The following is a 13,556-nucleotide window of genomic DNA, read 5'->3' on the forward strand; positions in this document are numbered from 1 at the left end:
TGTTGGTGTTGGTGTTGGTGTTGGTGTTGGTGTCGGTGTTGGTGTTGGTGTCGGTGTCGGTGTCGAATCATTATCGTCAGACCCACACCCACTTAAAGCTATAAAAATCAAAGCAATGCTGCTTCCTTTTACTATGTTATTCATCACATGAACCCTTTTTTTATTAAAAATGTGAAAATTTAACATTTTTAAAATAGATCAATTATAATGCAGTTGTAAAGATCAAATTTGAAAAAAGGTTCAACATGGCAGCTTATAATCAAATTGAAATATTCGAACAAAGTCAAAAATGGTTTGACCAGTTGCCATTAGAATGGAAAAACTGGCTTGAAGAAAATTTAGAAAAAGGGTGTGGAATTGAACAATTAGTCGATGTGTTAAAAGCAAATGGATTTGAGCCAAGATTTGAAATGAATGATTTGAAATTTCAGACTTTATCGGATCATGATCAAGAATGGATCATTGAACAAGTTTTAAATGAGGTTACGTCTGAGGAAATAGTAAAAATATTAATAGAGCAGGGGCATGATGGTTTAAAAGTAAAAGAATATCTAAATAATTTAGAAAATAATCAGCTATATAAAATTTTGAAGAAAAAGCATCATCAACTTAAAAAACGTGAATGGTTAATAGAAACTTTAGACCAACTGGCCCAGCTAGATTCTAATTATTGTAAAGAAATACCTTCAATCCCTGCGCCAATATTCTCAGATTTTATTAAAGATTATTACAGTCAACACCGTCCTGTGATTTTAAAAGAAGGAATAGAACATTGGCCAGCTTTGCACAAATGGTCTCCGCAATATTTTGCTTCTAAATTTGGCCATCATTCAGTTGAAGTTCAGATGAATAGAAATTTAGATGAACAGTTTGAAAGACATTCTCCATCACTAAAACAGAAAATGAAGATGTCAGAGTTTGTATCAAAAGTTATGTCAGTTGATGCCAGTAATGATTTTTATATGACTGCAAATAATGCGACTAACAGCCATCAGATGCTTCAAGAGCTATTTTTAGATATTGGTAATTTTGCAGAAGGTTATTGCGACTTGGCTTTAAAAGATGAGCGTAGTTTTTTATGGTTTGGACCTAAAGGAACATTTACGCCATTACATCATGATTTAACGAATAATATGTTGGTTCAAATTTATGGACGCAAAAAAGTAACTTTAATTCCTGCCTTACAAGTTCCTCATCTATATAACGATCATTGGGTGTTTAGCGAATTAAGTAATGCAAATAAAATTGATTTTGAAAAATATCCCTTGGCAAGATTAATCACTCCAGTGGAATGTATTTTGAATGCTGGGGAGGCTTTGTTTATCCCCATTGGTTGGTGGCATAGTGTAGAAAGTTTAGATGTCTCAATCAGTATTTCTTTTACCCATTTTAATGCGCCAAATCATTATGTTGATCGGTTTCCAAAAGAGGTCTAAGAATGAAAATTGCATCTTAAACCGTTCAGTGTGACAATTGCTCAGCCCATACTGTTTTTCAAATATGAAGGAAAATTGTTACCCTATGACCACACTCCAAACGAACAATGCAGAACTTAATCAAAAGCAGGTATTAATGTTAATGGAATACCTGACGCAATGGTTAATTCGTTCAGGAGTGGGATATAACGACTTTGTGACTGCTTTAAAACCTATTTTCTATCAACAGGCTTTAACTGAGCTAGAGCGTATAGAACAAAAGCCAACTGATTCAGCGGTCAGTTTACTTTCAGGGTTACATCGCAAAGACGTGAATGCATTTAAAAAGGCAATGCAGGCTGGGCAACCTTTAACAGAAGCAAAAGTAGCAGAGCCAGTAAGTGTTCCTGCTCGGGTGATTGGCTTGTGGCTTGCAGAGGGATTAGCAGAAAAAATTCCTTTTATTAGTGAAAATCAGATTAGCTTTGAAAGTTTGGTAAAGAAAATTTCAACTGAAAAACATCCAAGATCTATTCTGAACGAACTTGAGCGTTTGAACATTGTGAAAGAAGAAGATGGCCTTGTGATGTTGCAGCAGCGTAGTTTTATGCCTGATGTTGAGCAATTCGAGGTTCGAAAATTATTAACGAATAACTTAGAGGCACATTTAGCTGCCGGAGTTCATAATTTATTTCAGCCAGAAAAAGAGCCCTATTTAGAACAAGCAATTTTTGCTGATGAATTAACAGATGAATCGATCACTTTACTCAAAGACGCAAGTTTACGCTTGTGGGAAGATCTATCACTACAAATACTTAAGTTAGCCATTGAACGTTGTGCACTCGATGAAGGTAAAGAGGGGGCAACCAAAACTTTCCGTTTCGGAGCTTATCAATATGATGAAAACAACTTATAAAAAATTAATAATATCCATGAGCTTCATTATGATAGGCAGCCTTTTGACTGCTTGCGGAGAGGATTTATTCGCAGGTGGTGCCAGTTTGGGTGGGTCAGGATATCCAACTAAACCCGGTAAACCAGGTGATTATGAAACCCCGGCCGATGGAAATAAAGGTGACTCAAAAGATAATGAAATTTGGTTACCTGCACCAAGTGAAGATGACTGTAATGGTTTGCATCGTAAATTAGAATTTCTTAATAATGTAACAAGAGAACCAATTGAAAAAGAAACAGTTTTTAAATACGCACAACAGTTAACGCTAAACGGTACTCTTGCTTTACAGATTACTCAAACGAATATGGGCCCAGAAAAAATAGAAGAACGACAACCTGCTTGTCATGTACCTTTAGAACTTTATTTACTTGGAAATACCAAACGTTCTTACCCGGAAAATGATTGTAAAGGGACTCAAATATATGAGTATCAATCAGGTGAAACAAAAACTTTTATTGTCAATTATCCTGCATTTGAAGTCATGAATGGTACTTGGAAATATGGTCTAGAAAGTACCTATTTGAAAAATAATCAGGAGTTAAAACAATGCGAACCTTTAACGATTCAATTTAAAATAAGTGCGCCACCTGATCCGATTAAAATCAATTAAGTTGAGTCACCTTTAAGATAAGAACAAAGCCTAATCGATAAGGTTTAATAAAATTTTAAAGAAAGTATGAGTTAAGCTTGTTCTAGTACTTTTTCATCATAAGTTATTTGGGCTGCTAAAACCTGTTCAATATTGGTTTCGGCCCATTCCTTTAATTGGAACGCCATTGAAGCTACATTTTGCCCTAAAGAAGTAAGTGAGTAATCAACGCGAATTGGGGATGTATTCTGGATTTTACGCTCGATGAAACCATCTCTTTCCAGCATTTTTAACTTCTGTGATAAGACTTTAGGGGAAATGCCTTGAATATTCTTTTTGAGCAAATTGAAGTGTTGAGTTTCTTCTTCAAGAACATTTAAAATCAATAAAACCCATTTATCTGCAATTTTTTCAAAAAATAGACGAGCAGGGCAATGTTGTTGAAAAATATTATATTTTAGACATTCATTCATACCATTTACCTATAATTTTTTGAAAAATTACACTAGTTACCAACTAGTAACTAATTGACACCTAGTTTCTAAAATATATCATAAAGTGGAATTTAATAAAACAAAGGTTTGCTCCCATGTCTAACTCTAATATCGCGGTTGTATATTTCTCTGGTTATGGCCACACTAAAGTTGTTGCTGAAACGTTTGCAAACGAAATTAATGCTCAGCTCATTCAGATTGATCAGGAGGGAAATATTACTGATCAAGATTGGCAGACATTAAATGATGCGAAGGGGATTGTTTTTGGTGCTCCGACTTATATGGGTACAGCGCCATGGCAGTTTAAAAAGTTCGCTGATGCAACTTCAAAAGTATGGTTTACACGTGGCTGGCAAGATAAAGTATTTGCAGGTTTTACAAACAGCGCGAGCTTAAATGGGGATAAGCAAGTAACTCTTATCCAATTACAAACTTTAGCAGCACAACATGGTGGGATTTGGGTAAGCCTTGGTTTATTACCAGCAAATACAAAAAATGCAACACGTGAAGATGTAAACAACTTAGGCGGTTCAGTAGGGCTTTTAGTTCAATCGCCTTCAGATGCAAGTGTGGAAGAAATTCCGACAGGTGATCTGGAAACAGCAAAAGTTTATGCTCAACGTGTACAAAGCATTGTGAATAAAATTTACGGTTAATTTGACCATAAAAAAGGCGCTTTAAGCGCCTTTTTTATTACTCATGCTCGTTATGTTGCGGAGCATTATATTTGAAGCCTTTGGTTTTATAGGCAAGATAACCTACACCAATAACAGCCCAAGCTAAGCCAATTTGTAAGGCAAGCTTATCAATCTCTAACCACATCATAAACACACTGGCAAAACCAAGCGTTGGTATAACAATATAATTGATGATGTCTTTAAGCGTTTTATTCTTGCCATCTCTTAATGCATAGCGAGAAATCACAGAGAAGTTAACAAAACTAAAAGCAGTTAAGGCACCAAAACTAATCAAGTTAACAATATGCTCAAGATCTAAAAAGCCAGCAGATAAAGCAACTACACCAACAATAAGAATGTTGTAAGTTGGAGTATGCAATTTTGGACTGATATGACCAAATAATTTCTTGTTGATGACCCCATCGCGTCCCATCACATACATTAAACGTGACACACCCGCATGGGCAGAAATACCTGATGCCATCACAGCGACTACAGCAAAATATAAAACCAAAGTTTTAAACATCAGACTACCAATCGCAGCGACCATCACAGGTTGTGATTCATCTAGAGGATTAAAGTAAGTGTTTGGGTTACTTGGGAAATATAATTGGATGAAGTAAGTACTTACAATGAAAATAATACCTGCAAGTAATGCTGTAGAGAAAATAGCTTTTGGTAGCGTTTTTTCTGCATCTTTTGTTTCTTCAGCAAGAGAAGATAAGGCATCAAAACCGGTAAAAGAGAAGCAGAGTACGGTCGCGCCAGCAATTAAAGAACTGACAGACGTCATATCGTTCCAAAAAGGAGTTAATGACCACAATGCTGCTTTATCTGGGTTTAAAGTTCCATCTGCATATACACCTTGAGTAAGTAGAATGTATACCTGATAAACGAAATAAAAAATTACGCCAAGCTGAATAACAACAATCGTACTGTTAAAACGTGCGACAAATCGTGCACCAAATAAGTTAATAACAGTCATGAGCGTTGTTAAACCAATAACCCATAACCAGTTATTTACTTCTGGAAAAAGAGCTCTTAGGTAAATATCTGCCAAGATAATATTAACAAGCGGTGACAGTAGATAGTCTAACCAAGAAGACCAACCCACCATAAAGCCAACATTAGGGTGAATTGATTTTTGAGCATACGTATAGGCCGACCCTGAAGAAGGGTAGCGCTTAATCATATGTCCATAACTGATCGATGTTAATAAGATTGCGACTAATGCAAAAATGTAGGAAGTTGGTACATGACCACCACTTCGTTCTGACACTAAACCAAAAGTATCAAATAACGTTAATGGCTGAATGTAAGCTAAACCAATAATAACAATATGCCAAAGCACAAGATTCTTTTGAAGCTTAGCTGTTGGTTTAGTCCCAGATAAATTTGTCAACGGCGTTATCCTCATAATCGTTGATCAAGGATCAGCTTGGTGTTAAGGATCGTTTGAGACGAACGATCCCCCCTACAGAAAAAGATAAAGTGCGCCAATCTATCCTAAATTGATATAAATTGTCAGTACTTTCATCTATTTTTTAGCAAATTTTTTGCCATATATTCTAAATAAAATAATGTATAAAAATTCTTATTCATAAAAAAGGTCTGATTTAATATATAAATCAGACCTTTATGATGCTTTTTGGAGTTTGACTTGTCGAATTACCAAGCTTTTTCTAAGATATCTCGGATATCTTTTAAGCTTGCTTCTTTCGGGTTGTAAATAATTGAGCCATCATTTAGTGCTTTTTCTGCAACTTCATCAAGCTGTGCCTCAGTTACTTTACCTGTTTCACGTAAAGTGCGTGGTAACTTTGTTAAAGTAAATAGGCGATCACGCATTGCTAAGATAGTCGTAATTGCTCTATCTGCGCGCTGGCTTGCTGGCGTTTGTGCATAAATATCTGCACCAGCGAGTGGCAATAATAACTCACCAATTTTCTGACCATTTACTTGTTTATTATATTCAAGCACATATGGTAAGAATAAATTCATGCATAAACCGTGAGGCAGGTGAGCAACAGCACCTAAAGCATGCCCTAGAGAGTGAACTAGGCCGACCATTGAGTTAGAAAATGCAATACCTGCCATTGTTGAAGCTTGAGCTAGCTCTAAACGGCCTTGAGCATCATTTGGGTTTTCTAAGACATTAAATAGATTTTCACTAATCTTCTTAATTCCCGCACTTGCATAAGCATCACTTAATGGATTCGCAGCCATACATGTATATGCTTCAACACAATGGGTTAAAGCATCCATACCTGTCATTGCAGTTAAATGAGGAGGCAATGTAAGCGTCATGCGTGGATCTAAAATTGCAGCATGTGGCATTAAATAATAAGAAGCGAATGCTAACTTAACATTCTTTTGGGTATCTGAAACCACAGCGACCATAGTCACTTCTGAGCCAGTACCCGAAGTTGTTGGAATCACAAAAAATGGTTTTAATGGTTTCGGTAGATTATGAGCACCTGCATATTGCAATAAATCATTTCCACCTTCAGACACCAAAATGTTGGTTGCTTTAGAAGTGTCTATGACTGAACCGCCACCTACAGCAATAATCGCATCACATTTGTTTGCACGATAAGCTTCTGCTGCAAGGCGAACGACTTCTAAACTAGAGTCAGGTGGTACATCATCAAAAACATGACCAATGACAGCATCAGTCGTACTAAATGCAGCCTCAATCGGATTTAATAATCCATTTGCACGAACACCCTTATCTGTAATGATAAGAGGACGTTTTGCACCTAAAGTCGCAAGCTCAAACGGAATATGTTCTAGCGCAGCATTACCAGCAATGACTTTTACAGGACAAAAAAATTCGTAATATGGTTTGGCCATGTTATGCGCTCCGCTTGAAATAGGACTTGGCTACTTTTAAGTAAATATTTGCAGCCTCGTTGAATTTTTCTTTTAGGGTAAGTTCGGTTGGGTATTCTTTGACTGCTAGGGAAGCAACCAATTTAGGTAAAATAAGAGATTCCATTTTATTTAGGCAGCGTACCAAGCGGATCGCAGCAGATACATCACCATCGGCAATCATTCGGTCATTAGCAAATGCCTGAGCAGTACTTTCTTGAAAAGAAAACACTAAAAAAGCATGAGTGACATGTTTGAATGTAATCGTTAAATCTGGTTTTTTTTCAGCTCTTTCAAGTAGCTCTAACTGTTTGTCTTCTGTCACTCGAGCAAAAAATGCTGGTCCATTTGGGAAAACATTCATTGAAAGTACAAAGTGAACAGGAAATTTAGATACTTCCTCTTGTATTTCATTGTCCACTTGACTTGCCATGACTAAGCCACGACCAATAACATCCATCATGAGCTTAACGTAGGCAAGTTGCAGAGTCGGCTTTACCGCTTTTGTCGAAATCACTCGCGTATCCCTTGTTAAAATTATGCGAAAGCAAATTTAGAGTAATTACTCTAATCCATTTTTATTTCATCGCAAAGCGATTTATTCATATCTGACTTTAGGGTCATTAAAGTACCCAGTACTATTAATATACTCAATAAAGTCCTGACAAAGTTGACCAAATGATGGATAAGGAGTCACTAAATCTTGTATACGTACCATTTCTAAACCTGCATAGCCGCAAGGATTGATGGTCTGGAACCCAGTTAAGGCACAGTCCAGATTTAGTGCTAATCCATGGTAACTACGGCCACGACGAATTTTAAAACCTAAGGAACCAATCTTGCGGCCATCTACATATACTCCAGGTGCATCAGGCTTGGCATAAGCTTCAATTCCATACTTTTTCAAAACATCTATCATGAATTGTTCAGCAAAACTGACCAATGTGCGTACGTTCCATTTTAGACGATTAAGATCAAACATGAAGTAAGCGACAAGTTGACCTGGACCATGCCAAGTCACTTGCCCGCCACGGTCAGTTTGTACTACAGGAATGTCTGATGAAATTAGGATATGTTCTGGTTTACCAGCTTGACCTTGAGTTAATACATTATGATGTTGAAGTAACCATAGCTCATCAGGCGTATCTTCATTACGCTCGTTTGTTAAGAGTTTCATGGTTTCAAATTTGCTTTGATAATCTTGTAAATCGTTCCATTGCCGAATGATCAAGTTGGGTTTATCAAGGCTCATCACAAAAAATTCCTATAAGTTAGTTCATGCGGCGCCAGTTAATATCTGCAAGATAGAAGCCGAAAACCTTGTAATTTTAAAGGATTTTATAAGAGGAATTCTAAATATTTGTATGGTTTTTTCACGATAGATTGGTTTTAAAATTTCCAAAAAAAATACCACAGTAAGAATGTCTGACTGTGGTATTGATTGAAGAACTTAAAATTAAAGCGCAGTTCTAATCTGCGGACAAGCAGCCAAGTCAGCATAAAGTGCATGAACTTGTTCCAATTCTTCAAAGCGCAATTGTGCTGTTAAAGAATGATACTTGCCGGTGCGAGATTCTTGAACTTTTAGTGTTGAGTGGTCGAAGTCTGGAAAATGTTTTACCAAAATGTCGAGTACAGCAACACGTAATTCTTCACCCGCATCGCCAATAAGTTTAATTGGATAATCCATCGGAAATACCCAAAGATGTTCTTGTAGTTCGCGAGATGGAGTGCGGTCTAACATAAGTTACCTCATGATTTGAAACGCCTGCATCATCGCAGGCGTTTATAGCTCTTTCTATTAAATGGGGCTTGGTTTTGAAATTTCAAGCTTTCAAAACTTAGTCATTTTCCAAGAAAGAACGTAAGTGTTCAGAACGAGAAGGGTGGCGCAATTTACGCAACGCTTTCGCTTCAATCTGACGAATACGTTCACGTGTTACGTCAAACTGCTTACCCACTTCTTCTAGTGTATGATCGGTTGGCATATCAATACCAAAACGCATCTTCAAGACTTTTGCTTCACGTTCAGTTAAGTTTTCAAGTACTTCGCGTGTTGCTTCTTTTAAGCCTTCTGAAGTCGCAGCATCAATTGGGGAAGTGATGTTTTGGTCTTCAATGAAATCACCAAGATGCGAATCTTCATCATCACCAATTGGAGTTTCCATTGAAATTGGTTCTTTGGCAATTTTAAGTACCTTACGAACCTTAACTTCGTCCATTTCTAAACGTTCACCTAATTCTTCAGGTGTCGGTTCACGGCCCATTTCTTGTAACAATTGACGAGATACACGATTGATCTTGTTAATCGTTTCAATCATATGCACAGGAATGCGGATTGTACGAGCCTGATCGGCAATCGAACGGGTAATCGCCTGACGAATCCACCAAGTTGCATAAGTCGAGAATTTATAACCACGACGATATTCAAACTTGTCTACTGCTTTCATCAAACCAATGTTCCCTTCTTGAATCAAGTCAAGGAACTGTAAACCACGGTTGGTATATTTCTTCGCAATCGAAATTACCAAACGAAGGTTGGCTTCTACCATTTCTTTCTTAGCACGGCGTGCTTTCGCTTCACCAATTGCCATACGCTTAGAAATATCTTTAATTTCAGCAACGCTTAAATTAAGTTCTTTCTCAATATCTGCAATCTTTTGCTGGAATGCTAAAATATCTGGACGAACCTTTTCTAAATGCGCCTTGATCTCAGCAGGGGCTTTAGCAATCTGTTCATCTAACCAAGCTGGATTTGATTCTTGCTTAGGGAAAGATGTACGGAATTGAGTGCGATCCATACGGCCACGACGAACTGCGTAACGCATAACTTCACGTTCGTTAGCGCGAATTTGCTCATGTGTACCACGAATCATTTCAGAGATGATGTCAAATAAACGTGGTGTAAATTTAAACATCATGAACACAGTAGCTAAAGCTTCTAAAGCGTCATCTGCTTCTGGGCTGTTACGGCCATGTTTCTCAATAATAGCTTTTGTTTTAGTCCATGCAGCTTCAAGTTCATTAAAACGAACTTTTGCAACTTCAGGGTCTGGGCCAGACTCACCTTCAGAATCATCGTCGCTTTCTGACTCTTCATCTTCTTCATCATCGTCAAGCTTAACTTCTTTTGCTGGTGCAGCTGGCGCTTCTTCTTCCTCAAGTTCTGTTTCTTCTTCTAGAACTTCAGGAATATCTTCGTCAGTTTCTGGATCAAGATAGCCAGATAAAATATCGGCAAGGCGACGTTCGCCAGTCAAGAAATCATTATATTCTTTTAATACAACTTCAACAGCATTTGGCCAGTACGCAATTGAATTAAGGACATCACGAATCCCTTCTTCAATACGTTTTGCAATGCTGATTTCACCTTCACGGGTTAACAGTTCAACTGTACCCATTTCACGCATGTACATACGTACAGGGTCTGTCGTACGTCCAGGCTCATTTTCAACCGATGCAAGTACGGCAGCAGCTTCTTCTTCAGCAACTTCATCGGCTGTCTCAGTTGACTCACCGAACATGGTATCGTCAGATTCAGGTGCACGCTCGTGTACAGGAATACCAACGTCTTGAAGCATTTGAATAATGTCTTCAATCTGTTCGCTTTCAGTAATCGAGTCCGGCAGATGATCGTTAACCTCAGCGTAAGTTAAGTAACCTTGTTCTTTGCCTCGGCTAATCAGAGCCGCTACTTGAGAAGTAGGGGAATGCATATCGCTCATCTTTGCTTACTCTTCGTTGAATCTGTGGCAGTGAAAAACCGTGCATGATAGCACAATTTGCTTGAAATATTTTGGATTTGATCGGTAACCGTTAAATAAAAAATATCTTTGAATTCACGTCTGTTTTTTGGATATTGGGCTAAAATCATTTTTTTCAAGCTTAAATTATGGAAAAGATCATAGAATTTTTTCTTGATCAAAAAAATAGTTCAGTTTTATAAATACACAATTTTTCGGGTGAAAAAAAGTACAAATATGCAGTTTAATGAAAAAAATATAAATAAAACTTGACATGGTTCTGTAAGAGAGATAAATAGCGCCTAGACCCATTCACATTTTTTCATTAGAGGTAGTTTTAGTGTCTTCTACAGATTTTGAACTAGATGATAACTACGGTGATGATGATGATGTCGGTTTTGATGAGTCATCAGGCAAAATCACTGCGAAAGAATCATTAGAAAAACGTAGATTAATCGATGATCTATTAGCTCAACGCCGTTTAGAGCGTGAGTTGAAAGATTTTGATTATGATTTAGACGATGATGATCTTGATGATGAAGACTAATCAAATCTGAATAGGGCATCGTCAGCTTAAATGCTATGCTATCGTAGATTTCTTTTTTATAGTCAGGTAACACAATGAGTGCGTTAGATTTAGACCAATTAAGTGAATATCTAGATGGAGACCACAATGAGTATGGTTTAGATTTCGCTGCAACTCATGGCTTTCTGTGTGCAATTGCAGTAGGCCCTCAGTTTGACCGTTGGTTAGATGAGCTATTTGATAATAACCATAAGAAGGTTCCTGCTGAAATTATTCAGCAAATCAAGGCGTGGTTGGAGTCAATTCGACAAGATTTAGCAAATGAAAATGGAATTGCATTTCCATTTGAAGTTGAAGAAGCTGATGTTGAATCTAGCTTAGGCGACTGGAGTGTGGGATTTGTTGATGCAATGTTCTTAAATGAAGAGGCATGGTTTGCTCCTGAATATGAAGAACAATTAATTGATTTAACTTTACCAATGATGGTATTTAGTGGAATTGATGAAGAAGATCCACAGATGGAATCTTTCCGTCGTAATGGACAGTTAATGGATGAACTGGCAGAAGAAATCCCAGATAATTTGAATGAATTATACTTGATGTATCATACGCCAAATTAAACTTTAAAAATTAAGTAAATAACGTCCTTTCTAGGGCGTTTTTTATTGCGATAAATTTACTTATATAAAGATAAAAAAGGCACTTAGAAATCTAAATGCCTTCTGAACGCTATTTATAGAGTCTTATAAACGTTTGCGTTTTGCAGCCGCAATTTGTGACTGGCGCATACGGAAACCAGCTTTTTGCTTTTCAGTTGTCTTGTCGATGCAATACACACAAGAAACACCATGTTCATAGCTTGGTAAAGCAGACTCTTCTGGAGTCAAAGGCCAACCACAAGCATGACATTTAACATTTACACCTTCTTCGACACCATGAGTTACAGCAGTCCGGCCATCAAAAACAAAACATTCACCTTCCCATAAACTTTCATCGGCAGGGGTTTCTTCTAAATATTTAAGAATACCGCCTTTAAGGTGATAAACCTCTGTAAATCCTTCTTGAAGAAGTAGAGAGGTTGATTTTTCACAGCGAATACCACCTGTACAGAACATCGCAATTTTTTTATCTTTATGCTGTTCTAATTCTTTTTTAACGTATTCTGGGAACTCGCGGAATGTTTCAGTTTTAGGGTCGATAGCACCTTTGAAAGTACCTGCCTTATATTCATAATCATTACGTGTATCGATTAAAATTACATCATCACGTGCAATTAAATCATTCCATTCTTTTGGCTCAAGGTAGTGGCCCACTAAATCACGGGGTTTAACTTCAACACCTAAAGTCACAATTTCTTCTTTAAGTTTAATTTTCATTTTACGGAAAGGTTTGTCAGAGCTATGAGATTCCTTATATTCCATAGAGGCAAAACCTTCATTGAGTAAAAATTGATAGAGACTATCAATTGCTACACGATCGCCAGCAACAGTACCATTAATTCCTTCACCTGCTACAATCAGAGTTCCGCAAAGGTTGATTGTTTTCACTAAGTCTAATAAATGTTGTTGAAGATCGGCAGGATCTTGAACTTCTTTAAATTGATATAGTGCTGCAACAACCCAACCCGCGGTCGCTTGCTGTTCTACAGGTGCAAGCTGTTCTACAGTAGCGTTCATGGAAAACTCCAAATGTATTAAGATAGAAATTTAAGGCGCATATTTTAGCGCGAAAAGTTGTAATAAGCGAGAAAACCATAAAAAGTATATGGTTTATTTAAGGAGTCGGTTTTGAGTAGTGATCATCGAATGCTCTCTCTCACCCCATGTGCAGGGCGTTGTTCAACAGTTTTTGGTGATCAGGTTTGCCGTGGTTGTCGTCGTTTTAACCATGAAGTGATTCAATGGAATACTTATACAGCAGAGCAACGTTTGGCTGTATGGAGGCGCTTAGATGATCAGTTGAATCAAATCCTAGTGCCCATGTTACCTCATGCGAACTTGCAGCATGTAGAAGGATTTATTTTAAGTAAACGTGTTCGGCTGATGGAAGGGGCGAGCAAAGGTCGTAAGCTCTATCACGCTTTAAAAATATGTGAAAAAAATAAGCATCTGGCAACAGAAAGTGGTTTGGGCATTTCAGAGCCTCAAGTCAAAACAATATGGGTTGAATTCGAAAGGCGTGTTTTAGCTTTAGCTAAAGCGAGTTATGAGTTGGCTTGGTTGAGAGCTGATGGAATTAGTCATCACTTATTAAGTGTGTTTGACGAAGAATAGGTTTGTAGATTGG

General features: G+C 37.4%; 15 protein-coding genes. 7 read left to right on the forward strand and 8 right to left on the reverse strand.

Features of this window, described 5'->3' with window-relative positions; all coding sequences use genetic code 11:
- The first annotated feature begins 245 nt into the window (after positions 1-245).
- The 3 genes from BMW38_RS13560 (at position 246) to BMW38_RS13570 (ending at position 2,980) form a co-directional block, all read left to right on the forward strand.
- Positions 246-1,436: a cupin-like domain-containing protein gene (locus tag BMW38_RS13560; protein ID WP_092708959.1), complete on the forward strand. Its 1,191-nt coding sequence runs from the start codon at positions 246-248 to the stop codon at positions 1,434-1,436.
- A gap of 85 nt (positions 1,437-1,521) precedes the next feature.
- Complete coding sequence (locus tag BMW38_RS13565) at positions 1,522-2,331, forward strand: DUF6502 family protein (RefSeq protein WP_092708962.1); 810 nt, start codon at positions 1,522-1,524, stop codon at positions 2,329-2,331.
- Between the two features lie 16 nt (positions 2,332-2,347).
- Entirely contained in the window at positions 2,348-2,980 is a 633-nt protein-coding gene (locus BMW38_RS13570; protein WP_092709013.1) for a hypothetical protein, read from the forward strand.
- 71 nt (positions 2,981-3,051) lie between these two features.
- Here BMW38_RS13570 and BMW38_RS13575 read toward each other — a convergent pair whose 3' ends face one another.
- Entirely contained in the window at positions 3,052-3,432 is a 381-nt protein-coding gene (locus BMW38_RS13575; protein WP_005036475.1) for a winged helix-turn-helix transcriptional regulator, read from the reverse strand.
- Positions 3,433-3,548: 116 nt separating this feature from the next.
- Here BMW38_RS13575 and BMW38_RS13580 point away from each other — a divergent pair, with 116 nt between their 5' ends.
- Entirely contained in the window at positions 3,549-4,109 is a 561-nt protein-coding gene (locus BMW38_RS13580; protein ID WP_005036479.1) for a flavodoxin family protein, read from the forward strand.
- A gap of 37 nt (positions 4,110-4,146) precedes the next feature.
- On the opposite strand, the gene BMW38_RS13585 is transcribed toward BMW38_RS13580, so the two are convergent.
- The 6 genes from BMW38_RS13585 to rpoD all read right to left on the reverse strand — a co-directional run bounded on the left by BMW38_RS13585 (position 4,147) and on the right by rpoD (position 10,726).
- Positions 4,147-5,532, reverse strand: a complete 1,386-nt coding sequence (locus BMW38_RS13585) for an APC family permease (protein ID WP_080632411.1) — start codon at positions 5,530-5,532, stop codon at positions 4,147-4,149.
- 266 nt (positions 5,533-5,798) lie between these two features.
- Positions 5,799-6,983: an iron-containing alcohol dehydrogenase gene (locus BMW38_RS13590; protein WP_092708965.1), complete on the reverse strand. Its 1,185-nt coding sequence runs from the start codon at positions 6,981-6,983 to the stop codon at positions 5,799-5,801.
- A 1-nt stretch (position 6,984) separates the two neighbouring features.
- Entirely contained in the window at positions 6,985-7,518 is a 534-nt protein-coding gene (locus tag BMW38_RS13595) for a hypothetical protein (RefSeq protein ID WP_003655436.1), read from the reverse strand.
- A gap of 81 nt (positions 7,519-7,599) precedes the next feature.
- Positions 7,600-8,253 carry a lipoyl(octanoyl) transferase LipB gene (gene lipB / locus BMW38_RS13600; protein WP_092708968.1) on the reverse strand — a complete coding sequence of 218 codons (654 nt, stop codon included), beginning with the start codon at positions 8,251-8,253 and terminating at the stop codon, positions 7,600-7,602.
- A 204-nt stretch (positions 8,254-8,457) separates the two neighbouring features.
- Positions 8,458-8,745, reverse strand: coding sequence for a YbeD family protein (locus tag BMW38_RS13605; protein WP_092708971.1), 288 nt, complete (start codon positions 8,743-8,745; stop codon positions 8,458-8,460).
- Between the two features lie 97 nt (positions 8,746-8,842).
- Positions 8,843-10,726: an RNA polymerase sigma factor RpoD gene (rpoD, locus tag BMW38_RS13610; protein WP_092708973.1), complete on the reverse strand. Its 1,884-nt coding sequence runs from the start codon at positions 10,724-10,726 to the stop codon at positions 8,843-8,845.
- Between the two features lie 358 nt (positions 10,727-11,084).
- Between rpoD and BMW38_RS13615 the strand changes: the two genes are divergently transcribed.
- Positions 11,085-11,291 carry a PA3496 family putative envelope integrity protein gene (locus BMW38_RS13615; protein ID WP_002116495.1) on the forward strand — a complete coding sequence of 69 codons (207 nt, stop codon included), beginning with the start codon at positions 11,085-11,087 and terminating at the stop codon, positions 11,289-11,291.
- 74 nt (positions 11,292-11,365) lie between these two features.
- Positions 11,366-11,890, forward strand: a complete 525-nt coding sequence (locus tag BMW38_RS13620) for a YecA/YgfB family protein (RefSeq protein WP_017389737.1) — start codon at positions 11,366-11,368, stop codon at positions 11,888-11,890.
- Between the two features lie 123 nt (positions 11,891-12,013).
- Here the strand turns inward: BMW38_RS13620 and BMW38_RS13625 are convergent, their stop codons facing one another.
- Positions 12,014-12,946, reverse strand: a complete 933-nt coding sequence (locus BMW38_RS13625) for an oxygen-dependent tRNA uridine(34) hydroxylase TrhO (RefSeq protein ID WP_092708976.1) — start codon at positions 12,944-12,946, stop codon at positions 12,014-12,016.
- A 111-nt stretch (positions 12,947-13,057) separates the two neighbouring features.
- Here BMW38_RS13625 and BMW38_RS13630 point away from each other — a divergent pair, with 111 nt between their 5' ends.
- Complete coding sequence (locus BMW38_RS13630; RefSeq protein WP_003655450.1) at positions 13,058-13,543, forward strand: DUF1289 domain-containing protein; 486 nt, start codon at positions 13,058-13,060, stop codon at positions 13,541-13,543.
- Positions 13,544-13,556 lie beyond the last annotated feature (13 nt).

The sequence above is a fragment of the Acinetobacter sp. yr461 genome, assembly GCF_900110445.1.
GTDB classification, from domain to species: domain Bacteria; phylum Pseudomonadota; class Gammaproteobacteria; order Pseudomonadales; family Moraxellaceae; genus Acinetobacter; species Acinetobacter calcoaceticus.